Annotated in this window: 22 protein-coding genes; 18 read left to right on the top strand and 4 right to left on the bottom strand. The window is 63.9% G+C overall.

Features of this window, described 5'->3' with window-relative positions; genetic code table 11:
- Positions 1 to 258 precede the first annotated feature (258 nt).
- Genes dapA through V1280_RS09160 form a run of 4 tightly spaced genes read left to right on the top strand, consistent with a single transcriptional unit; the run spans position 259 to position 2,738 of the window.
- Positions 259 to 1,149 (top strand): 4-hydroxy-tetrahydrodipicolinate synthase, encoded by an 891-nt coding sequence (gene dapA / locus V1280_RS09175; RefSeq protein WP_334522024.1) that lies wholly within the window; start codon positions 259 to 261, stop codon positions 1,147 to 1,149.
- Positions 1,150 to 1,196: 47 nt separating this feature from the next.
- Entirely contained in the window at positions 1,197 to 1,607 is a 411-nt protein-coding gene (gene mscL, locus V1280_RS09170; RefSeq protein WP_334522021.1) for a large conductance mechanosensitive channel protein MscL, read from the top strand.
- A gap of 59 nt (positions 1,608 to 1,666) precedes the next feature.
- On the top strand, positions 1,667 to 2,140 hold the full coding sequence (smpB, locus tag V1280_RS09165; RefSeq protein WP_148773839.1) for an SsrA-binding protein SmpB: 474 nt from the start codon (positions 1,667 to 1,669) through the stop codon (positions 2,138 to 2,140).
- A 4-nt stretch (positions 2,141 to 2,144) separates the two neighbouring features.
- Positions 2,145 to 2,738, top strand: coding sequence for a peroxiredoxin (locus tag V1280_RS09160; RefSeq protein WP_334522015.1), 594 nt, complete (start codon positions 2,145 to 2,147; stop codon positions 2,736 to 2,738).
- Positions 2,739 to 2,832: 94 nt separating this feature from the next.
- Here V1280_RS09160 and V1280_RS09155 read toward each other — a convergent pair whose 3' ends face one another.
- Entirely contained in the window at positions 2,833 to 3,507 is a 675-nt protein-coding gene (locus tag V1280_RS09155; protein ID WP_334522011.1) for a uracil-DNA glycosylase, read from the bottom strand.
- A complete protein-coding gene (locus V1280_RS09150; protein WP_148773836.1) occupies positions 3,488 to 4,132 on the bottom strand; it encodes a LabA-like NYN domain-containing protein in 645 nt (214 codons plus the stop codon). The genes V1280_RS09155 and V1280_RS09150 overlap by 20 nt, the downstream gene beginning before the upstream one ends.
- 330 nt (positions 4,133 to 4,462) lie before the next feature.
- Between V1280_RS09150 and rpoZ the strand changes: the two genes are divergently transcribed.
- The 13 genes from rpoZ (at position 4,463) to V1280_RS09085 (ending at position 18,727) form a co-directional block, all read left to right on the top strand.
- Positions 4,463 to 4,855: a DNA-directed RNA polymerase subunit omega gene (rpoZ, locus tag V1280_RS09145; protein WP_014494742.1), complete on the top strand. Its 393-nt coding sequence runs from the start codon at positions 4,463 to 4,465 to the stop codon at positions 4,853 to 4,855.
- Between the two features lie 210 nt (positions 4,856 to 5,065).
- Positions 5,066 to 7,351, top strand: a complete 2,286-nt coding sequence (locus tag V1280_RS09140) for a RelA/SpoT family protein (protein WP_148773835.1) — start codon at positions 5,066 to 5,068, stop codon at positions 7,349 to 7,351.
- 45 nt (positions 7,352 to 7,396) lie between these two features.
- Positions 7,397 to 8,149: a pyridoxine 5'-phosphate synthase gene (locus tag V1280_RS09135; protein WP_334521999.1), complete on the top strand. Its 753-nt coding sequence runs from the start codon at positions 7,397 to 7,399 to the stop codon at positions 8,147 to 8,149.
- Positions 8,146 to 8,565 carry a holo-ACP synthase gene (gene acpS / locus V1280_RS09130; RefSeq protein WP_334521996.1) on the top strand — a complete coding sequence of 140 codons (420 nt, stop codon included), beginning with the start codon at positions 8,146 to 8,148 and terminating at the stop codon, positions 8,563 to 8,565. The genes V1280_RS09135 and acpS overlap by 4 nt, the downstream gene beginning before the upstream one ends.
- 261 nt (positions 8,566 to 8,826) lie before the next feature.
- Positions 8,827 to 9,591: a signal peptidase I gene (lepB, locus tag V1280_RS09125; RefSeq protein ID WP_148773832.1), complete on the top strand. Its 765-nt coding sequence runs from the start codon at positions 8,827 to 8,829 to the stop codon at positions 9,589 to 9,591.
- Complete coding sequence (rnc, locus tag V1280_RS09120) at positions 9,588 to 10,469, top strand: ribonuclease III (RefSeq protein WP_334521989.1); 882 nt, start codon at positions 9,588 to 9,590, stop codon at positions 10,467 to 10,469. Before lepB ends, rnc begins: the two co-directional genes overlap by 4 nt.
- Positions 10,459 to 11,385, top strand: coding sequence for a GTPase Era (gene era / locus V1280_RS09115; RefSeq protein ID WP_334521986.1), 927 nt, complete (start codon positions 10,459 to 10,461; stop codon positions 11,383 to 11,385). The genes rnc and era overlap by 11 nt, the downstream gene beginning before the upstream one ends.
- A 21-nt stretch (positions 11,386 to 11,406) precedes the next feature.
- A complete protein-coding gene (locus V1280_RS09110) occupies positions 11,407 to 11,787 on the top strand; it encodes a hypothetical protein (RefSeq protein WP_234678758.1) in 381 nt (126 codons plus the stop codon).
- A 70-nt stretch (positions 11,788 to 11,857) separates the two neighbouring features.
- A complete protein-coding gene (recO, locus tag V1280_RS09105; RefSeq protein ID WP_334521982.1) occupies positions 11,858 to 12,610 on the top strand; it encodes a DNA repair protein RecO in 753 nt (250 codons plus the stop codon).
- 127 nt (positions 12,611 to 12,737) lie between these two features.
- Positions 12,738 to 13,016, top strand: coding sequence for a hypothetical protein (locus V1280_RS09100; RefSeq protein WP_234678756.1), 279 nt, complete (start codon positions 12,738 to 12,740; stop codon positions 13,014 to 13,016).
- A gap of 60 nt (positions 13,017 to 13,076) precedes the next feature.
- Complete coding sequence (gene parC / locus V1280_RS09095; protein ID WP_334521974.1) at positions 13,077 to 15,335, top strand: DNA topoisomerase IV subunit A; 2,259 nt, start codon at positions 13,077 to 13,079, stop codon at positions 15,333 to 15,335.
- 292 nt (positions 15,336 to 15,627) lie between these two features.
- Positions 15,628 to 17,178 carry an ABC transporter substrate-binding protein gene (locus V1280_RS09090; protein WP_334521972.1) on the top strand — a complete coding sequence of 517 codons (1,551 nt, stop codon included), beginning with the start codon at positions 15,628 to 15,630 and terminating at the stop codon, positions 17,176 to 17,178.
- A 4-nt stretch (positions 17,179 to 17,182) separates the two neighbouring features.
- Positions 17,183 to 18,727, top strand: coding sequence for a GMC family oxidoreductase (locus V1280_RS09085; protein ID WP_334521970.1), 1,545 nt, complete (start codon positions 17,183 to 17,185; stop codon positions 18,725 to 18,727).
- A gap of 694 nt (positions 18,728 to 19,421) precedes the next feature.
- Here the strand turns inward: V1280_RS09085 and chrA are convergent.
- Both chrA and V1280_RS09075 read right to left on the bottom strand, forming a co-directional pair.
- On the bottom strand, positions 19,422 to 20,807 hold the full coding sequence (gene chrA, locus V1280_RS09080) for a chromate efflux transporter (protein ID WP_334521967.1): 1,386 nt from the start codon (positions 20,805 to 20,807) through the stop codon (positions 19,422 to 19,424).
- The gene (locus V1280_RS09075) at positions 20,807 to 21,625 is read right to left on the bottom strand and encodes a chromate resistance protein ChrB domain-containing protein (RefSeq protein ID WP_334521964.1); all 819 of its coding nucleotides are present in this window, start codon (positions 21,623 to 21,625) and stop codon (positions 20,807 to 20,809) included. The genes chrA and V1280_RS09075 overlap by 1 nt, the downstream gene beginning before the upstream one ends.
- A gap of 252 nt (positions 21,626 to 21,877) precedes the next feature.
- On the opposite strand from V1280_RS09075, the gene V1280_RS09070 reads away from it, so the two are divergent.
- Positions 21,878 to 22,702, top strand: coding sequence for an N-acyl homoserine lactonase family protein (locus tag V1280_RS09070; RefSeq protein WP_334521961.1), 825 nt, complete (start codon positions 21,878 to 21,880; stop codon positions 22,700 to 22,702).
- Positions 22,703 to 22,745 lie beyond the last annotated feature (43 nt).

Raw genomic sequence — 22,745 nt, 5'->3', positions numbered from 1 at the left:
CAGGAAAGCAGGTCACGGAGGTTCGTCGCCCCGAATCAGTCAATTGGCTCAAGACCTATCTGTACAAGATCTGGCTGTATTTGATTGAATATGCGGACAAAATACCAACAGCCGCTTACCTCCGCCGAGTTTGCACCACCACCGCGGCAAAATCGCGGCTTAAACGGTGCGTCAGTCGGCAGCAGGTCTTTTACCGGCCGGACAGACCCGATAAGAATGGGGCTTGCTCTAAAATCTCGCCGCGTACGGAGGAAGTCCATGGCAGCCAAGACGAAATTCCGGGGGTCGTTCACCGCCTTGGTCACGCCCTTCAAAAATGGCTCGCTGGACGAGGCGGCGTTCCGCTCCCTGGTCAACTGGCAGATCTCCGAGGGCACCAACGGCCTGGTCCCGGTCGGCACCACCGGCGAGAGCCCGACGCTCTCGCACGACGAGCACAAGAAGGTCGTCGAATGGTGCATCGAGGAGGCCAAGGGGCGCGTGCCCGTGATCGCCGGCGCCGGCTCCAATTCCACCAAGGAAGCGGTCGAGCTGGCCCAGCACGCCGAGAAGGCCGGCGCCAATGCCGTGCTGGTGGTGACGCCGTACTACAACAAGCCGACCCAGGAAGGCATGTATCAGCACTTCAAGGCGATCAATGATGCGATCGGGATTCCGATCATCATCTACAACATCCCGCCGCGCTCGGTGATCGACATGTCGGTCGACACCATGAAGCGGCTGTGGGAGCTGAAGAACATCGCGGGCGTCAAGGACGCCACCGCCAGCATGGTGCGTGTGTCGCAGCAGCGCGCGGCGATGGGCGAGGATTTCAACCAGCTCTCCGGCGAGGACGCCACCATCCTCGGCTACATGGCCCATGGCGGCCATGGCTGTATTTCGGTGACGTCGAACGTCGCACCGCGACTGTGCTCGGAGTTCCAGGCCGCCTGGGCGAAGGGCGACCACGCAACCGCGCTGAAGATCCACGACAAGCTGATGCCGCTGCACAACAACCTCTTCATCGAGAGCAATCCGGCGCCGGTCAAGTATGCGATGACGCTGCTCGGCAAGATGGACGAGACGCTGCGGCTGCCGATGGTGCCGGTGTCCGAGCCGACGCGCGTTGCCGTGCGCAGCGCCATGGTGCACGCCGGCCTGCTTAACTGAGGCGGCGTTCGTAACGTCATCGCCGCAGGTAACGCAGGTGGACCAGCATGCTCAAGGAATTCCGCGATTTCGCCATGAAGGGCAATGTCGTCGATCTCGCGGTCGGCATTGTCATCGGTGCGGCCTTCAGCGGCATCGTTACGTCGTTGGTCAACGACATCATCATGCCGATCATCGGCATGCTGGGCGGCCTCGACTTCTCCAATTACTTCATTTCGCTCTCCAGCAAGGTGACAGCCACCAATCTGGCGGATGCCAAGAAGCAGGGAGCGGTGCTGGCTTACGGCAGTTTCATCACCCTGATCGTGAATTTTGTCATCGTCGCGTTCGTGCTGTTCATTGTCATTCGCGCTATAAACACACTGAAGCGCAAGGAAGAGGCAAAGCCCGCGGAGCCGCCGAAGCCGTCGGCGGAGGTCGTGCTGCTGACCGAGATCCGCGATCTCCTCAAGAAGTGACGCGCCCGCTTCATCCAAACTGTTAGCTTACGCGCGCATCTCGATCAGGTTTGTAGGTCATGGCCGATAAGAACGAACGTCCTATCAAGGTCATGGCGGAAAATCGCAAGGCCCGCTTCAACTATGCGATCGAGGATACGGTCGAGGCGGGCATTGCGCTGACCGGAACCGAGGTGAAGTCGATCCGCAATGGCAAGAGCACGATTGCGGAGTCCTATGCCGACTCCAAGGACGGCGAGATCTGGCTGATCAACGCCACCATTCCCGAATACCTCCAGGGCAACCGCTTCAACCACGAGCCGAAACGGCCGCGAAAGCTGCTGCTGCATCGCCGTCAGATCAACAAGCTGATGGGCGCAGTCGACCGCGAGGGCATGACGCTGATCCCTCTCAAGCTCTACTTCAACGAGCGCGGGCGGGCCAAATTGCAGCTCGCGGTTGCAAAGGGCAAGAAGCTGCACGACAAGCGCGAGACCGAGAAGAAGCGCGACTGGAGCCGGGAGAAGGGCCGGCTGATGCGGGCGAGGGGATAACGAGATGAACCAGAAAAACCTGCTTGAGGTCGATTGGAGCCAGATTCCCGCACCCGCCGACGATGGCGGTGCTGCGCATCTGAAGGGCCTGACGCTGCCCGCGATCAGCCTGCGTGCGACAGATGACAATTCGGTCGATCTGTCGGCGCTCCCGGGCCGCACCGTGGTGTTCGCCTATCCGCGCACCGGCGAGCCCGGCAAGATTGGGCTGGTCGACGATTGGGACATGATTCCAGGCGCGCGGGGCTGCACGCCGCAGACATGCGCATTTCGCGACCTGTTCGCCGAGCTGAAGGCAGCCGGCGCTTCGCAGGTGTTTGGCCTTTCGACCCAGAGCAACGCCTACCAGACCGAGATGGCCTCGCGGCTACATCTGCCGTTCCCGGTGCTCTCGGATGAGAAGCTTGCGCTCACGCGTGCGCTGAATCTGCCGACCATGGAGGTCGCGGGCCTGACGCTGATCAAGCGCCTTGCGCTGATCATCGACGACGCTCGGATCACGCATGTGTTCTATCCGGTGTTTCCGCCCGACCGGAACGCAGGCGATGTGCTGGACTGGCTGAAGGCCAATCCTGCAAAGACTCCGGCAAAGACCTAGAGCGTTTTCGAGCGAAGTGGATACCGGTTCGCGTCAAGAAAACGCGTCAAAACAAGAATCTAGAGCCCCGTTCCGATTCCATCGGAACGGGGCTCTAGTCGAGCTCGGCCCTAATCTTCGCGAACACGCTGCGGAACATGTCCGTCGTCAGCACGCCTGTGTTCGTGTTGTAGCGGGAGCAGTGATAGCTGTCGTAGAGCTTGAACCGGCCTGCCTGGTGGACGGCGCCGTGCCCGAACGGGGCTAGCGAGGCCTTCAGGTTCAGCGGCTTGAGCACCGTGTCGTGCGCAATGCGTCCGAGTGCCACGATCGCGCGCAAATTCGGCATCGTCTCGAGGTTGGCGACGAGAAACGGGCGGCAGGTGCTGATCTCGACCGGCAGCGGCTTGTTCTGCGGCGGAACGCAATGCACGGCATTGGCGATCCGGCAGTCGACCAACGTCATGCCGTCGTCAGGACGCGCCTGATAGGTGCCCTTGGCAAAACCGTATTCGAGCAGCGTGGCGTAGAGCAGGTCGCCCGCATAATCGCCGGTGAACGGGCGGCCGGTGCGATTGGCGCCCTGCATGCCCGGCGCGAGGCCGACGATCAATAGGCGCGCCTTGATATCGCCGAACGGCGGCACCGGCGCGTTGTGCCAGGACGGCTCGCGCGCGCGGTTCGCCTCGCGAAAGGCAACCAGACGCGGACAGAGCGGACAGTCACGGTCGGGAACGAGGGTGGGGGCCTGGCGGCTAGACCGGGCTACCTCACTCCTCGAAGTCGTCATCGCCCCTCGGCGCCATCGTGGTCGCGCGCTGGAGGAACTGCGGAGCGTGGTGGCGCGCCTCGCGCTCGCCGCGATCGCGCGGGGCAGGGCGCTCGGACGGGTCGCGGCCAAGCTTGGACTGCAACTCGACGAGATCGGTGAAGACATCGGCCTGGCGGCGCAGCTCGTCGGCGATCATCGGCGGCTGGCTGGCGATGGTGGAGATCACCGTCACCCGCACGCCTCGACGCTGCACGGCCTCGACCAGCGAGCGGAAGTCGCCGTCGCCCGAGAACAGCACCATCTGGTCGATGTGCTCGGCGAGCTCCATGGCATCGACGGCGAGCTCGATGTCCATGTTGCCCTTGACCTTGCGGCGGCCGGAGGCGTCGATGAATTCCTTGGTCGCCTTGGTGACGACCGTGTAGCCGTTGTAGTCGAGCCAGTCAATCAGCGGACGGATCGAGGAATATTCCTGATCCTCGATGATCGCTGTGTAATAGAACGCCCGCAGCAGTGTCCCACGGCTCTGAAATTCCTTCAGCAGGCGCTTGTAATCGATGTCGAAGCCGAGAGTTTTCGCCGTCGCGTAGAGATTGGCGCCATCGATGAAGAGCGCAATCTTGTTGGTAGGGGAAGGTGACATTCAGTTTGCTCGCGTAGTGTTCGTGATAAATTCGTTTATTGTTGGCGCAGCGGCAGCAAAGCCGCGCAGTTCAAAGTCCTGCCGAAACCCGTCGAAACCGCAAATCCGGAGAAGTCGGGGCAATCAAGGTATAGTTATGGCGGACTTTCATACTCCCGGCGCCGCCCTCAATGGCAGCCCGGGAAACCACCCATCCCAGCCCCAATGTGGAGGTAGCAGAGGCGTTTGGCGAGGCCAAATCACAAATTTGCCTTGCGAAACCGCCCCGGCCCCTATAACTAGCCCCAATCATCCACATATTTCGTCCCACCCACAACGGAGCGACAGTCCATGGCTCGCGTCACCGTAGAAGATTGTATCGACAAGGTCGACAACCGGTTTGACCTGGTCCTGCTGGCCGCCCACCGTGCCCGCATGATTTCGTCCGGTTCACAACTAACGGTTGACCGCGATAACGACAAGAACCCTGTTGTATCTTTGCGTGAAATTGCCGACGAGACCATCTCGCCGGAGGATCTCCGCGAGGAGCTGGTGCACTCCCTCCAGAAGTTCGTCGAGGTGGACGAGCCCGAGCCGGATACGGTGCCGCTGATCGGTTCCGCCGGCGCCAGCGTCGATGCCGACGATACCGAAGTGGCTGTTGAGCGCATGACCGAAGAGGAGCTCCTGAAGGGCCTCGAAGGCCTCGCGCCGCCGGAAGAGCAGCCCGAGGAGGACGAGTAATCGTCTTAATCGCGATCGTCGACTTCTTGTGATCTTATCAAAGGCCCGAACCCGTGTTCGGGCCTTTGCTTTTGTTGGCGTTTTCGTGGTTACCATAGCGTTGCCGGTTTGCGCCGCGCGCCTGTCACCGAATTGATCGGCCGTGTCCGCGATCGGAGCTTAGGATGTATGCAACGGGACGTTTCATGGTCCGTTTGAAGGCAGGACGGCATGGTGTATCGACGCCGCAGACCCACGCAGATGCAGGCCGCAACCGAATCGGTTGCCGTGGCCCCGACTGCGCCGGTGGCACGGCCGGCGAAGCCGCGCGCGCGCATGATGCGTCAATATGACCTCGTTGAACGCGTCCGGTCCTACAATCCGAACACCAACGAAGACCTGCTGAACCGCGCCTATGTCTACGCCATGAAGGCGCACGGCTCGCAGACCCGCGCCTCGGGCGATCCGTATTTCTCGCACCCGCTCGAAGTCGCGGCGATTCTCACCGACCTGAAACTCGACGACGCCACCATCGTCGCCGCGCTGCTGCACGACACGATCGAGGATACCGAGGCGACGCGGGCGGAGATCGACCAGCTGTTCGGCCCCGAAATCGGTGCGCTGGTCGAGGGCCTGACCAAGCTGAAGCGGCTCGAGCTGGTGTCGCGCGAGGCCAAGCAGGCCGAGAACCTGCGCAAATTGTTGCTGGCGATTGCCGACGATGTCCGTGTGCTCCTGGTCAAGCTCGCCGACCGCCTGCACAACATGCGCACGCTCGACTTCGTGCCGACCGAATCGCGCCGGCGCATTGCCGAGGAGACGCTCGACATCTACGCGCCGCTGGCCGGGCGCATGGGCATGCAGGAAATGCGCGAGGAGCTGGAGGACCTGTCCTTCCGCACCCTCGATCCCGAAGCCTATTCGGTGGTCATGCAGCGGCTCGATGCGCTCGCCGAGCGGAACCGCAATCTGATCGGCGAGATCGAGGACCAGCTCTCCAACAATCTGCGCCACAGGGGTCTCGGCGCGCGGGTCTATGGCCGCCGCAAGAAGCCGTTTTCGATCTGGACCAAGATGGAGCGCAAGTCGGTCGGCTTCGAGCAGCTGTCCGACATCTTCGGCTTTCGCGTCGTCGTCAACGACATCGAGGCCTGCTATCGCGCGCTCGGCATCGTCCACACCACCTGGCCGGTCGTGCCGGGGCGTTTCAAGGACTACATCTCGACGCCGAAGCAGAACGACTACCGCTCGATCCACACCACCGTGATCGGCCCCGGCAACCAGCGCGTCGAGCTCCAGATCCGCACCGAGGCGATGGACCAGATCGCCGAGCGCGGCATCGCCGCACACGTCTTCTACAAGGAAGGGGTAGGCTCGCCGACTGAATTCCTCAAGCGCGAGTCCACCGCGTTCGCCTGGCTGCGCCACACCATCGGCATCCTCTCGGAAAGCGCCAACCCCGAGGAATTCCTCGAGCACACCAAGCTCGAGCTGTTCCACGACCAGGTGTTCTGCTTCACCCCGAAGGGCAAGCTGATCGCACTGCCGCGCCATGCCAATGTGATCGACTTCGCCTATGCCGTGCATACCGACGTCGGCAACAGCGCGGTCGGCTGCAAGATCAACGGCCAGTTCGCGCCGCTGTCCTCCGAGCTTCAGAATGGCGACGAAGTCGAGGTGCTGACCTCGGAAGCGCAGTCGGCGCCGCCGTCGGCCTGGGAGACGCTCGCGGTCACCGGCAAGGCGCGCGCCGCGATCCGGCGCGCCACGCGTACCGCGGTGCGCGATCAATATGTCGGCCTCGGCCGGCGCATCGTCGAGCGATTGTTCGAGCGCGCCAAGATCGAATACGCCGACGACAAGCTCAAGGGCGCGCTGCCGCGGCTGGCGCGCACCTCGATCGAGGACGTCATGGCGGCGGTCGGCCGCGGCGAGATCAAGGCCTCCCACGTCGCGCGCGCCATGTATCCCGACTACAAGGAGGAGCGCGTCGCGCGCTACGGCGTCAAGAAGGGACTCGCCGCCAAGCTCAAGGAGAAGGCGCTGGAGCCGTCGCGCAGCCCGGTTGCGATCCCCATCGGCGGCAACAATTCCGACCTGCCGGTGAAGTTCGCGCCGAACGGCGGCGCCGTGCCGGGCGATCGCATCGTCGGCATCGTCACGCCGGGCGAGGGGATCACGATCTATCCGATCCAGTCGCCGGCGCTGAAGGATTTCGAGGAGGAGCCGGAGCGCTGGCTCGACGTCCGCTGGGACATCGAGGATTCCGCCCCGCAACGCTTCCCGGCGCGCATCAAGGTCGAGAACGTCAACGAGCCCGGCGCACTGGCGCAGATCGCGACCGTGATCGCCGAGCACGACGGCAATATCGACAATATCAGCATGCAGCGCCGCTCGCCCGACTTCACGGAGACGACGATCGATCTCGAAGTCTACGATCTCAAGCATTTGAGCGCGATCCTGGCCCAGCTGCGCGCCAAGGCGGTCGTCGCCCGTGTCGAACGTGTTAATGGATAGGCGTCTGTCGCAGTCGCCTGCTCCTCCGATCTCGTGAGTCCTGAAATGCCCGCACCTCCGCTCCGCCTCGGCGTCAATATCGACCATGTCGCGACCGTCCGTAACGCACGCGGCGGCCGCCATCCCGACCCGGTCCGCGCGGCGCTGCTTGCGATCGAGGCCGGTGCCGATGGCATCACTGCGCATCTGCGTGAAGACCGCCGGCACATCCGCGACGAGGACATGGCGCGGCTGAAGGCGGAGATCTCCAAGCCGCTGAATTTCGAGATGGCGGCGACCGACGACATGATGCGCATCTCGCTCGCCACCAAGCCGCATGCGGTGTGCCTGGTGCCGGAGCGGCGCCAGGAGGTGACGACCGAGGGCGGCCTCGACGTGGTCGGTCAGCACAACGCGCTCGCGCCCTATATCGCGCGGCTGAACGACGCCGGCATCCGTGTCTCCCTGTTCATTGCCGCAGACCCCGCGCAGATTGAGATGGCGGCGCGGCTGCGCGCGCCCGTGATCGAGATCCACACCGGCGCCTGGTGCGACGCCGTGGTCGACGGCCACGCTGACAAGGCCGAAGCTGAATGGCGGCGGATCGTGGCGGGCGTGAAGCTCGCAAAGGACGCCGGCCTCGAGATCCATGCCGGCCACGGATTGGACTACGCGACCGCTGAGAAGATCGCCGCGCTGCCCGAAATCATGGAGCTCAACATCGGCTACTACATGATCGGCGAGGCGCTCTTCGTTGGTCTTGCCGAGACGGTGCGCAAGATGCGCGCGGCGATGGATATCGGACGGAGCCGCGCATGATCATCGGCATCGGCTCAGACCTCATCGACATCACCCGCGTCGGCAAGGTGATGGAGCGCCATGGCGAGCGCTTCCTCGATCGCATCTTCACCGCGGCCGAGCGGGCCAAGGCGGAGCGGCGGGCCAAGAACGAGAAGATGGTGGTAGCGACCTACGCCAAACGTTTTGCCGCCAAGGAGGCCTGCTCCAAGGCACTCGGCACCGGCATCAGGCAGGGCGTGTGGTGGCGCGACATGGGGGTGGTCAACCTGCCCGGGGGCCGCCCGTCCATGCGGCTGACCGGGGGCGCGCTGGCCCGGCTCCAGGCGCTGACGCCGGAGGGATTCGAGGCCCAGATCGACCTCTCGATCACCGACGACTGGCCGTTGGCGCAGGCCTTCGTGATCATTTCTGCCGTACCGCGAGCCAAGCCCTGACCGATTCCTGAGGGTCGTAGTGGAAATTTTATAATTCGTATTGAAATTCAACGTCTTACGGGTTTTTGATGCGATCCTTGATTGCGTGGCCTGCGGCAACCGTCTAAAAGTCCGCGGACGCAAATCAGGCTGGGCGAATTCGGCTTTACGCCGGAATTGGCCCTCACTATCAGAATCAGGACAATCTCCTTGGGCCGCGAACCGGTGGGCCGTTCGCGACAGGAGGGCGTTCTGTGATCGCCGGCCGGAATTGAGAGAGCAATGAGCGTGACTTCGGGAACGAAAACTGAAAGCGGCGTCGGCGAAACGATCCGGGTCGTGATCCATGCTCTCCTGATCGCGCTGGTGATCCGCACCTTCCTGTTCCAGCCGTTCAACATCCCGTCCGGCTCGATGAAGGCGACGCTGCTGGTCGGCGACTATCTGTTCGTCTCGAAATATTCCTACGGCTACAGCCACTACTCGATCCCGTTCTCGCCGCCGCTGTTCTCGGGACGGATCTGGGGCTCGGATCCGAACCGCGGTGACATCGTCGTGTTCCGGCTGCCGAAGGACGACACCACCGATTACATCAAGCGCGTGATCGGCCTGCCTGGCGACCACGTCCAGATGAAGGACGGTCTGCTCTACATCAACGACACCCCCGTCGAGCGCCAGCGCATGAGCGAGTATGTCGGCGAGGATCCCTGCGGCTCCGAAGGCGGCGGCATCTCGCGCGTGAAGCGCTGGAAGGAGACGCTGCCGAACGGTGTCTCCTACGAGACGCTCGATTGCGCCGACAACGGCTACATGGACAACACCAACGTCTACACCGTGCCGCCTGGCCATTTCTTCATGATGGGTGACAACCGCGACAACTCCACCGATAGCCGTTTCCTCGGCCAGGTCGGCTACGTGCCGCAGGAGAATTTGATCGGCCGCGCCCAGATGATCTTCTTCTCGATCGCCGAAGGCGAGCATGCCTGGATGTTCTGGCGCTGGCCGTGGGCGGTGCGCTGGAATCGTTTCTTCAAAATCGTCCGATGAAAGACGAAGCCAAGGACATCACGACCCAATCGATCGAGGCGCAAGCCGCCCCTGAGGGCGAAGCTGCAACCAAGACGCTTGCGACCAAGACTGCTGATACCAAGACGCCTGATACCAAGGCGCCTGCGAAGAAGAAGCGGACGCGGAGCAGCAAAGCCAAGGATAAGGCAAAGGCGGCGGCTGACGCGAACGCGGCGCTCGAGGCGCGCATCGGCCACAACTTCGCCGATCCGAACCTGCTGATGCAGGCGATCACGCATGTCTCGGCGCTGAAGTCCGGACGCAAGCGCGGCGACAGCTATCAGCGGCTGGAGTTCCTCGGCGACCACGTGCTCGGGCTCGTCGTGTCCGACATGCTCTATCATGCCTTCCCGAATGCCGATGAGGGCGAGCTGTCCAAGCGGCTTGCGGAGCTCGTGCGCAAGGAAAGCTGCGCCGACGTCGCCAAGTCGCTCGGCCTGCTCGACGACATCAAGCTTGGTTCGGTCGGCTCCAGCGCCGATGCGCGCCTGCGCAAGTCCATCCTCGGTGACATCTGCGAAGCCGTGATCGGCGCGATCTTCCTCGACGGCGGCCATGCGGCGGCGGACGAGTTCGTCAAGCGCAACTGGACCGAGCGCATGCACAAGCCGCGGAGGCCGCTGCGCGACCCCAAGACCGTGCTGCAGGAATGGGCGCAGGGGAAGGGGTTGCCGACGCCGGTTTACCGCGAGGTTGAGCGCACCGGCCCGCATCACGATCCGGAGTTCCGCGTTGCAGTGGACTTGCCGGGGCTGGCGCCGGCCGAAGGCACCGGCGGCAGCAAGCGCGCGGCGGAGAAGGTCGCGGCCTCGGTCATGATCGAACGAGAAGGTGTCGGTGGCGGCAATGACGGCTGAAGCAAGCGGCGAAGCGCCCGCGGCGACGCGCTGCGGCTTCGTTGCGCTGATCGGCGCACCGAATGTCGGCAAATCCACGCTGGTCAACGCGCTGGTCGGCGCCAAGGTCACGATCGTCTCGCGCAAGGTGCAGACCACGCGCGCACTGATCCGTGGCATCGTGATCGAGAACAACGCGCAGATCATCCTGGTGGACACGCCGGGCATCTTCCTGCCCAAGCGCAGGCTCGACCGCGCCATGGTCTCGACCGCCTGGAGCGGGGCGCATGACGCCGACCTCGTCTGCGTGCTGCTCGATGCCAAAAGCGGCATCGACGAGGAGGCCGAGGCGATTCTCACGAAGGTCGCGAGCGTCAACCACGACAAGATTTTGGTGATCAACAAGGTCGACCTGGTCCAGCGCGAGACGCTGCTGGCGCTGGCGCAGGCCGCCAACGAGCGCATGGCCTTCGCCAAGACCTTCATGGTCTCGGCGATCTCGGGCGACGGCGTCGACGATATTCGAAGCACGCTCGCCGAGATGGTGGCGCCGGGTCCGTTCCTCTATCCCGAGGACCAGATGTCGGACGCGCCGATGCGGCATCTCGCGGCCGAGATCACCCGCGAGAAGATCTATCGCAAGCTGCACCAGGAATTGCCGTACCAGTCCACGGTCGAGACCGACAAGTGGGAGGTGCGCAAGGACAAGTCGGTGCGCATCGAGCAGACGATCTTCGTGGAGCGCGAAAGCCAGCGCAAGATCGTGCTTGGCGCAGGCGGTGCCACCATCAAGTCGATCGGCGCGGACTCGCGCAAGGAGATCGGCGAGATACTCGGCGTGCCGGTGCATCTGTTCCTGTTCGTCAAGGTGCGCGAGAACTGGGGCGACGATCCCGATCGCTATCGCGAGATGGGCCTGGAATTTCCCAAGGAATAAGCAAGAAAAGATTGGTATTTGATGAGCGTGCCTACGAATGTCCGGCGCTTCGAAGCGTTGCTCTATGCATCGCTGATGCTGGATGCGCTGTCAGTGGCGGTGCAGGACCGCACGCCCACCATCGAGATGACCGAGCAGATGATCATGACGGCGACGCTGCTCGCCGGTGGGATGATTTTGCTGCTGGTCTATTTCGTCTGGTTGGCTGCGCATTGGCGCAAGAACTGGCCGCGCTGGGTGCTGGCGGCGGCGTTGGTCCTGTCTGTGATCTCGCTCGGTCAGATCCTCGGCGAAAAGGGCCTTGAGCTCGACAGCGTGATCGAGATCGTCTCCTGCGTGCTGACGGGGTTCGGCCTGTATTTCTCGTTCACGGGCGACGCGCAGGGCTGGTTCAACGCGTGACGATCAAATTGGTGGGCACGCTTCGCTTTGCCCACCCTACGAGCGCTCGAATTGCGCTACACTTCACCCGATGGAATGGACCGACGAAGGCATCGTGCTGGGGGTGCGGCGGCATGGCGAGAGTAGCGCCATCGTCGAGCTGCTGACGCGCCAGCATGGCCGGCATCTCGGTCTCGTGCGCGGCGGAGCAAGCTCGCGGCTGCGGCCGCTCTTGCAGCCCGGCAACAGCGTCAGCGCGGTGTGGCGGGCGCGGCTCGACGAGCATCTCGGCACCTATGCGGTGGAAGGCCTGAAGCTGCGCGCGGCGACGCTGCTGGGATCCTCCCATGGCGTCTACGGCGTCACCCATCTGGCCTCGATTGCGCGGCTGCTGCCGGAGCGCGATCCGCACGAGGACATCTTCGCGCTGCTCGAACATTCGCTCGACGATTTCGACGACATCGGCAGTGCGGCCGTGCACGTCATCCATTTCGAGCTGGCGATGCTCACCGAACTCGGCTTCGGGCTGGCGCTGGACAATTGCGCGGTGACGGGGGAGACCACGGATCTGATCTATGTCTCGCCCAAATCCGGCGGCGCGGTGTCGCGCGGCGCGGGCGAGCCGTGGCGCGACCGGCTGTTGCGTTTGCCGCAGTTCCTGCGCCATGGCGAAGCCGCGAGCGAACTCACCGACGAAGATCTCCAGGACGGCTTTCGGCTGACCGGCCTGTTCCTGCTGCGCCATGTGCTGGAGCCGCGCGGGCAGGTCCATTCCGACGCGCGCGCCGGCTTCATCAATGCCCTGACGCGGCAACAGGCCAAGGCGGCGCTTCCTGCACCCTGAAAGGCCGGTGCGACCGCCGCCATGAGCAGATCGCGCTGCTGCATTGTCCGAGGATATGGGGTTCCCCCTGGAACGAATCCGGGTTCCTTGAGTTGGCCCCGCAGGTTCCACAACGGGGACAGCCCAAATGTTGATCAGGGGTTTTGCGCTGACCGCGGCGCTGCTGGCTTTTGCGCCTGATGCAATGGCCGGCGAGCCGCAACCTGGCGTGTTTCGCCGGGCCTCCTGCACCGTGGTCCGGTACTATGTCGCGAAATATTCCGCTGCGGCCGCAGAGACATGGGCGCGGTCCCATGGCGCCACCGAGGCCGAAATCGAGGCTGCCCGCCGCTGTGTGGCGAACACGCCGGCGACGCCCCCGACCAAGGTTCAGCCGACCGTGACCGCCGGCTGGGCAGGGCAGTAGAAGCCCACAGGGAACCAATCCATCCTTGCCCGATTCGCTTCCACGGTTTAACCGGGCGGCATGGGAAAACGAATCGTTCCGCCGGAAGAACCGGCCGAAATTCATGATGTGCCGCTGCGTGAAGCGCTGGAAGAGCGCTATCTTGCGTACGCGCTCTCCACCATCATGCACCGCGCGCTGCCCGACGCGCGGGACGGCCTGAAGCCGGTGCATCGGCGCATCCTCTACGGCATGCGCCTGCTCAGGCTCGACCCCGGCACCGCCTTCAAGAAGTCCGCAAAAATCGTCGGCGACGTGATGGGCTCGTTCCATCCGCACGGCGACCAGGCGATCTACGACGCCATGGTGCGCCTCGCGCAGGATTTCTCCTCGCGCTACCCGCTGGTCGACGGCCAGGGCAATTTTGGCAATATCGACGGCGATAACCCGGCCGCCTACCGCTACACCGAAGCGCGCATGACCGACGTCGCACGGCTTCTGCTCGACGGCATCGACGAGGACGGCGTCGAATTCCGCGCCAATTACGACGGCCAGTCCAAGGAGCCGGTGGTTCTGCCGGGTGGCTTCCCGAACCTGCTCGCCAACGGCGCGCAGGGCATCGCCGTCGGCATGGCGACCTCGATCCCGCCGCACAATGCCGCCGAGCTGTGCGACGCCGCGATGCATCTGATCGAGAAGCCCGATGCGAAATCCAAGGCGTTGCTCAAGTGGGTCAAGGGCCCGGACTTCCCGACCGGCGGCATCTGTGTCGATTCCAAGCAGGCCATCGCTGAAGCCTACACAACCGGCCGCGGCTCCTTCCGCGTTCGCGCCCGATGGGAGCAGGAAGAGGGGACGCGCGGCACCTGGGTCGTCGTCGTCACCGAGATCCCCTTCCTGGTGCAGAAGTCGCGCCTGATCGAGAGGGTCGCCGAGCTTCTGGACCAGAAGAAGCTGCCGCTGGTCGGCGACATCAGGGACGAGTCGGCCGAAGACGTCCGCATCGTCATCGAGCCGAAGTCGAAGAACGTCGATCCCGCCTTGATGATGGAATCGTTGTTCCGGCTGACCGAGCTCGAAAACAAGATTCCGCTGAATCTGAACGTGCTGATCAAGGGCCGCATCCCCAAGGTCGTGGGATTGGCGGAGTGCCTGCGCGAATGGCTCGACCATCTGCGCGACGTGCTGATCCGCCGCAGCAATTTTCGCAAGGCGCAGATCGAGCACCGGCTGGAAGTCCTCGGTGGTTTCCTGGTCGCTTATCTGAACATCGATGAGGTGATCAGGATCATCCGCACCGAGGATGAGCCGAAGCCGGCGCTGATGAAGGCGTTCAAGCTCACCGAGGTGCAGGCCGAAGCTATTCTCAACATGCGGCTCCGCTCCTTGCGCAAGCTCGAGGAGATGGAGATCCGCACCGAGGACAAGAACCTCCGTGCCGAGCTCAAGGGCATCAACGCAGTGCTCGCGTCCGAGCCCGAGCAGTGGAAGAAGGTCGGCGAGCAGGTCGGCAAGGTCCGCGACATGTTCGGACCGAAGACGCCGCTCGGCAAGCGCCGCACCACCTTTGCCGATGCGCCCGAGCACGATCTTGCCGCGATGGAGGAAGCCCTCGTCGAGCGCGAGCCGGTGACGGTCGTCGTCTCCGACAAGGGCTGGATCCGCACCATGAAGGGGCATATCGAGGATCTCTCGGGCCTTACGTTCAAGCAGGACGACAAGCTCGGCTTCGCCTTCTTCGCCGAGACGACCTCGAAGCTACTGCTGTTCGCCACCAACGGTAAATTCTATTCGCTTGATGTCGCGAAGCTACCGGGCGGCCGTGGCCACGGCGATCCGATTCGCATGTTCATCGACCTCGAGCAGGAGGCCGCGCCCGTCGCGCTGTTCGTCAACAAGGGCGGTCGCAAATTCCTGGTCGCGAGCCACGAGGGCCAGGGCTTTGTCGTCAACGAGGACGATTGCGTCGGCACCACCAAGAAGGGCAAGCAGGTCCTCAACGTCGACATGCCGAACGAGGCGCGCACGGTCACCGAGGTGATCGGCGACACCGTCGCGGTGATCGGCGAGAACCGCAAGATGCTGATCTTCCCGCTCGACCAGGTGCCTGAGATGGCGCGCGGCCGCGGCGTGCGCCTGCAGAAGTACAAGGACGGGGGTCTCTCCGACGTCGCGGTCTTCGAGGCCAAGGCAGGCCTGACCTGGAAGGACTCCGCCGGCCGCGAATTCTCCGCGACCATCAAGGAGCTCGCCGAGTGGCAAGGTACCCGCGCCGACGCGGGTCGCCTGCCGCCGAAGGGTTTCCCGAAGTCGAACAAGTTCGGCAGGGTGATCGGGTAGGGGCGGCTCTCGCTGCGGGCAACGACAGGTGTGGAGGAACACGCTACCTCCGCGCCGTCATTGCGAGCGAAGCGAAGCAATCCAGAAATCCCTCCGCGGTGGCAGTCTGGATTGCATCGCTTCGCTCGCAATGACGGAGAATGGGGCGACAGCGTCGTTCGCCAATTCATAACCCGCATCCCGCAAACGCGTGGCAGATAGTCGCGTGAGCATGAGTGCCTCGTTCCTACGGCACGAACATTGCTTTTTCCTGGCGAGTGCAAACGCTTCGTCAAAAGGCAAAAAGAAACCAATGTTCAAGCTGAAGTCGTTCATTCCAGCGCTGTTCGGCTTGGCGCTCGTCGCGGCGCCGGCGCACGCCGCAGGCAATCTCGTCGCGGTGCTCGAGGCGGAGATCGTCACGCTCGATCCGCATTTCTCCACGGCCTATATTTCGCGCACCTTCGGCTACATGGTGTTCGACACGCTGTTCGCGAAGGATTCCAAGGGCGACGTCAAGCCGCAGATGGTGCAGGACTGGAAGGTCTCAGCCGACGGTTTGACCTACACATTCACGCTGCGCGACGGCCTGAAGTGGCATGACGGCCAGCCGGTCACCGCGGCCGATTGTGTCGCGTCGCTGCGTCGCTGGGGCACGCGCAGCGCGCTCGGCCGTCGCATTTTTGCGATCACGGCCTCGCTGGAGCCGACCGATGCAAAAACCTTCGTGTTGACGCTGAAGGAGCCGTCCGGCCTCGTCATCGACGCGCTCGGCAATCCCGTCAGCCCCGTCGCCTTCATGATGCCCGAGCGCGTTGCCAAGACGCCCGGCGACCAGCGCATCACCGAGATCATCGGCTCCGGCCCGTTCGTCTACAGCAAGGCCGATCACCGCACCGGCGATCGCATGATCCTGAAGAAGTTCGCCGACTACGTGCCGCGACCCGAGCCCGCCGACTTCCTTGCCGGCGGCAAGCGCGTCAACATCGATACGCTCGAGATCCGCGTCATTCCCGATGGTTCGACGGCGGCTTCCGCGCTGCAGGCCGGCGAAATCGACTTCATGCAGTATGCGCCGTTCGATCTGTTGCCGCAGCTCGAGAAGAACGCTCGCGTCAAGCTCGTCAATTTCACCGGCGGCAACATGTTCGCGGGCGCCTACCGCCTCAATGCCGCATCAAAACCGTTCGACGATCCTGCGATCCGGCGCGTGCTGTGGAAGCTGGTCGATCAGCGCGAAGTGCTGGATGCACTCGGGCTCGATGCCAAATACGCCACGCCTTGCGCGACGTTCTTCACCTGCGGCACCACCTATGAGAGCAAGGCCGGCATTGAAGCCGCCGCCAATCCGTCGATCGAAGCGGCGAAGGCGGCGCTGAAGGCGACGAAATATGCCGGCGAGCCGGTGGTCGTGATGGAGGCGAACGATCTCGAAGCCCCGCGCGTCTCGGCGCAGGTGCTGGCCGAGCGGCTCAAGGCGGCCGGCTTCAACGTCGATCTTCAGGTGATGGATTGGGCGAGTGTGCTGGCGCGCCGCGCCAAGAAGGAAGGCTGGAGCGTCTATGGCGTCCACGCCGGCGGTTTTGATCTCGGCTCGCCGCTGACCAATGTCATGGTCGCCTTCAACTGTGCCGACTTCACCGGCTGGCAGTGCGATGCGCGCATCACGCCTTTGATGGAAGCCTTTGCCAAGGCGCCCGCCGAGGCGGATCGCAAGAGGATCGCCGGGGAGATTCAGAGCGTCATGTACGATCAGGCGCCCGCGATCCCGTGGGGCCAGTTCGCGCAGCCCGCCGCCTATCGCGCCACCTTGCGCGGTCTGATACCGTCCGCCATCCCGGTGTTCTGGAACGTTGAGAAGTAACGCGATGTACGATGTCATTGTTGTCGGCGGCGGCTCGGCCGGCGCCGCTGTTGCCGCAAGGCTCTCCGAAGATCCCGCACGGCGCGTGCTGCTGCTCGAAGCCGGCCTCGACTGGCGCGCTGATGACGCGCCCTGGGAAGTGCGAACGCCGAATCCGATCCCGATCATCCACAAGCGCGAATATCAGGAGAAATGGCAGTGGCCGGATCTCCTGACGCGCCGTGTGGCAGGGCAGGAGCCGCGCTTCTACTGGCGCGGCAAGGGGCTCGGCGGCTCGTCGATGATGAATGGACAGATCGCCATTCGCGGCGTCGCGGACGCCTTCGACGAATGGGCGGCGAATGGTTGCACCGGCTGGTCGGCGAAGGAGGTGATGCCGCTGTTCTCCGTGATCGAGGACGACTTTGAGTTCGGCGACGCCGCAGACCATGGACGCGGCGGACCGTTGCCGGTGTATCGCGCGCCGCCGGAAAAATGGGGCCCGATCGATCGCGGCCTGCGCGATGCCGCACTGGCGAGCGGCTATCCCTGGTGCACCGACGTCAATGGACCTGATGGCGAGGGCGTCGCCTGCTATCCCATCAACAGCCGCGACGGCCGCCGTATCACCACCAATGAAGGATATCTGGAGCCCGCGCGCGGCCGCGCTAATCTTGAGATCCGCGGCAAGACGCTGGTCGATCGCGTTCTGATCAGCGACGGAAGGGCGACTGGTCTGCGCGTTCACACCGAGGGGCAGGGCACCAGCGAGATCAGCGCACGCCAGATCGTGCTGTGCGCCGGTGCCATCCACAGTCCGGCGATCCTGCTGCGGTCGGGCGTCGGGCCGGCGGAGGAGTTGAAGGCGATGGGGATCGCGGTCGAGCGCGATCTGCCGGTGGGCCGGCACTTCTTCGACCACCCGCTGTTTCGCGCCACGATCCAGCTCCACGAAAATCTGCGGCCGACCGATCCTGACACCCGCCACACCAATTGCTGCGTGACCTATTCCTCCGGCCTCGCCAACGGCGGCAAGCGCGATATGATCCTGATCGCGTTCAACCACCGCGGCATCGGCGTGCCCGGAGCGATCGGCGCCGGCCTGTTCAACGCCTATTCGCGTGGCACGCTCAAGCTGGCTTCGACCGATCCATCCGTCGATCCGATCGTGGAGGAAAACATGCTCGCCGATCCCCGCGACATGCTGCGCATGATGGATGCTGTGAAGCGGCTGGCCGTGATCACGTCCCAGCCGGCGCTCGCGGGCATTGCCGACTGGATCAGGCTCACCGACACCGATCTGACGCTGCCGCAGGCCGCAGCACTGCCGGATCACGAGCTCGACGCGCTGCTGCGCCGTGAGACCGGAGACATCCAGCACGCCGCCGGCAGTTGTCGCATGACCGGCGTCAATGACGCCGATGGCGTGGTCAATCCTGATGGCACGGTGAAGGGCATCTCAGGCCTGCGCGTCGCCGACGCCTCGATCATGCCGTCCGACTGCCGCGCCAACACCCACTTCACGACGGTGGTGATTGGGGAAGCGATCGCGCGGATGATGATGCGGTAGTTCGGCCTGGGCATACCCGCCCATCTCGTCATTGCGAGCGGAGCGAAGCAATCCAGAATCTTTCCGCGGGGGCAGTCTGGATTGCTTCGCTGCGCTCGCAATGACGGAGCCAGTGGCGCAGCCGTCGCTTTCCACTCTACATTTCAAACAGCAGACACACCATTGTAATCTCGCGGCGCTTTCGCTCGAGTCTTGTCTCTCGCAAACGCCCTTGCCAAGACGAGGGCGCAGGGAAGGCCGGGCGCCGGCTGGCACCCGCAGGTCCGTGGGCCATAGAAATGCACACGGGGTGGACCACAGGTGTTGCCGGTCGCCCGGCCTTCCCTGCGCAATGGTTTTAACGTGTCCTTCGTGCTCTCCCCGGGGAGCGATGCACTATCGCCCCCGTCGCTCTGCGGATGACTGATGCGCGGGCCCGGTTGGGCTACCCGCATCACCACAGGACTTGACGCACAGACCCCGGGCGTCAGGACCACACGACTTGTTCGTCCGCGCACGTCTCCGCTGGGACTTCGGGAGCTGGCGTGTGCTCACGTCCGAAGCCATGCGAAGACGCTTTTGTCAAAGCAAATTTTGAACTCCGCAGATGCGACGGTCGGAAAGGCGGTTACAAGTGCAATGACGGCGAGCGAACGCATTCGATCTAATCCCTCGGAGTAGCTCAGTTGACGTTTAGCGCTAAAGAGTACACGCCCTAAATCACCCCCGCCATCCGCAACGCCACGCCCGCCGCGCAGCTGCCGGCCAGCACCGTCAGCATACCCAGCTTGAACCGGAAGATCGCGGTCGCGGCCGCGATCGACAGCACCAGCGCGGGAATATCGACGCTCGTCAGCACCGGCCTGTCGAAGTTCAGCGGGAAGGCGTGCACCGGCACGGTCTCGCGGAACAGGGTGTGGAGTGCGAACCAGATCGAGAGGTTGAGGATCACGCCGACGACGGCAGCCGTGATGGCGCCGAGCGCGCCGGCAAGCCCGGTGTTGCCGCGCAGGCGCTCGATATAGGGGCCGCCGACGAAGATCCAGAGGAAGCAGGGCGTGAACGTGACCCAGGTCGCGAGCAGGCCGCCGAGCATTGCCGCCAGCATCGGCGACAGTCCGCTTGGATCACGATAGGCGGCCATGAAGCCCACGAACTGAAGCACCATGATCAGCGGTCCCGGCGTGGTCTCGGCCATGCCGAGGCCGTCGAGCATCTCGTGCGGCTTCAGCCAGTGATAATGCTCGACCGCCTGCTGGGCGACATAGGCCAGCACCGCATAGGCGCCGCCGAAGGTGACCAGCGCCATCTTCGAGAAGAACAGGGCGATCTGGCTGAACACGCTGGCTTGTCCGAGGACCAAAAGCAGCGCGATCACCGGCACGAGCCAGAGCGCCAGCCACAGCGCCGCGGTCCGGATCGCGCGCGCGGTGTTGGGGCGGACGTGCTCGGGCACGGCTTCGCCGAGCATGCTGTCGATCACGGCACCGCTGCCGCCATGGCCGTGACCGGCGGGCGCGAATTCCGGCCGGCCGGCGCGTGCGCCGGCATAGCCGATCACGCCGGCGGCGATGATGATGATCGGGAACGGGACGGCAAAGAAGAAGATCGCGACGAAAGCGATCGCGGCGAGCGCGATCATGATGCGGTTCTTCAGCGCACGCTTGCCGACGCGGAAGACGGCCTCGATGACGATGGCGAGCACGGCGGCCTTCAGGCCGAAGAACAGCGCCTCGACGAAGCTGACATTGCCGTAGGCCGCGTAGATGTAGCTCAGGCCCATGATGGCGATGATGCCGGGCAGGATAAACAGCCCGCCTGCCATCAGTCCGCCAGCGGTGCGATGCATCAGCCAGCCGACATAGGTCGCGAGTTGCTGCGCCTCCGGGCCCGGCAAGAGCATGCAGTAGTTCAGCGCATGCAAGAAGCGGCCCTCGGAGATCCAGTTCTTCTCTTCGACCAGGATGCGGTGCATCACCGCGATCTGGCCCGCTGGCCCGCCAAAACTCAGACAGGCGACCCGCAGCCAGACGCGGAATGCTTCACCGAAGCTGATGCCGTGACCGGCATCAGCTTCTGCTTGGGCATTACGGATATCCATCACGCCTTCACCTTGTTGGTCGGCCAATTGTGGGTCTCGCCGGTGGCGTCGCGGCACCAGCGATAGAAGGCGTCGTAGAGCAGCATGCCGGCCTCGAGCTGTTCGAGATCGTCATCGTACATCCGCGACAATCCGAGCGACGCCGCGAGCAGGCCGGGCGCTTCCGGTGCGAGATCAGGCCGCGCTGTGTCGGCACCGCGCACCAGCGTGGCAAGCCGCAGCAGTGCCGGCGTCGCGATGCCGAACTCCTCGATCATCACGTCGAAGGTGCAGAGTTCACCGCGGTGGCTCCAGAACACGTTCTCGATGTCGAACGGCGCGGCGTTGAATCGTTCGCCGACGGCGATCACTTCGGATGGCGCGACAAACAAAAACACCGCGTTGGGATCGACGAAGCGGCGGATCAGCCAGGGGCAGGCGATACGGTCCACCTTCGGCCGCGCCCGCGTCACCCAGACGGTGCGTCCCTTGGTGTCGCGCGGCGGCAGCTTGCGGGTGTCGAGCAGCGGCAGCTTCGCTTCCTTCCAGCCCTCGAAGCCACCTTCCAGCGTTTCGGCCTCGGCGCCGAGCTGGCGGAGCCAGGCCGCCGTACCCTGGGCGAGTTTCTCGCCGCGGAAGCACGAGACGACGGCCCGGCGGCCGGCAAATTCGCCGCCCCATTCCGCAACGGTCTCGTGGCTGAGCTTGATCGAGCCGGGGATCAACCGCCGGTCGGCGGCAAAATCTTCGTCCGTGCGGACGTCGATCAGGGCAGGGGCATTGGCCGTGCCGATCAGGCGCGCCAATTTGTCAGATGATATGGTCGTGAAACCAGACATGATGCGTCCTCGCATAAAGCAAACGGGACGCGATACTTGGGCATGTCGCCTCGTGGGGAGATCGCTCAAATCCCCATGGCGCTGATTACAGCGAAACCGCGCCACGCTGTCAATCGCCGGTTTCACTGGAATGGAACGTTAGAAAGATAGGCTTTGGCAGCCTGTTGTGGCTGGGTGGAAGTGGAATTCTGCGGCGGGAGCGGGGTTGATCCTCGGTCGCAGCAAGAAGGCGCTGCAGGGAAGGATCAAGGGATGACACGCAAAATTACGCTCGCGCTCGCCGTTGCCGCATTCGCGCTGTCCGCCCAGGCGGCGTTCGCGCAGAAGCTGGGTGTCGAGAAACTCTACATCATGAATTGCGGGGAGGGGGTTGCCGGCGATATCGGGCGCTGGTCGCCCGGGGTGAACGAAGGTCAGTCGATGGATTTCGTCGACACCTGCTATCTCATCAAGCACAGCCAGGGCTGGTTCCTGTGGGACACCGGCATCCCCGACGCGGTCGCCGCGATGCCGAACGGACTTGCGCCGGCTGATCCCAAGGCTGTGACCTGGAAGCGGCCGAAGACGCTCGCAGCCCAGCTCGAGCAGATCGGCGTCAAGCCCGCCGACATCAAGGCAATGGGCGTCTCGCATACGCACCCCGATCACATCGGCAATGTCGAGATGTTCCCGCAGGCGACGCTCTACGTGCAGAAGGCCGAATATGACTGGCCGGGTGCGAACAACGAGCCACGCTTCAAGCCGTCGCATCCGGTCGAGCTGCTCACCGGCGACAAGGATGTGTTCGGCGACGGCAGCATCACCATTCTCTCGACGCCCGGTCATACGCCGGGGCACCAGTCGCTGCTGGTGAAATTGCCGAAGACCGGGGCGGTTGTGCTGTCTGGTGATGCCGCCCACTTCAAGAGCAATTGGGAGAACCGGCGCGTTCCCGTCAACAACGTCAGCAAGGACCAGTCGGTCGCCTCGATGCAGAAGATCGCCGACACGCTCGACAAGGAGAAGGGGCAGCTCTGGATCAACCACGACAAGGCCCAGCGCGACAGCCAGAAAATGTCGCCGGAGTTTTATGACTAGTCTCGCCGGCGGCCCTGTTGCCACCATAGTGGCAGCAGGGCTG

This window comes from Bradyrhizobium sp. AZCC 2230 (assembly GCF_036924495.1).
GTDB lineage: Bacteria > Pseudomonadota > Alphaproteobacteria > Rhizobiales > Xanthobacteraceae > Bradyrhizobium > Bradyrhizobium rifense.
This window is presented reverse-complemented; position numbering and strand designations above follow the sequence as displayed.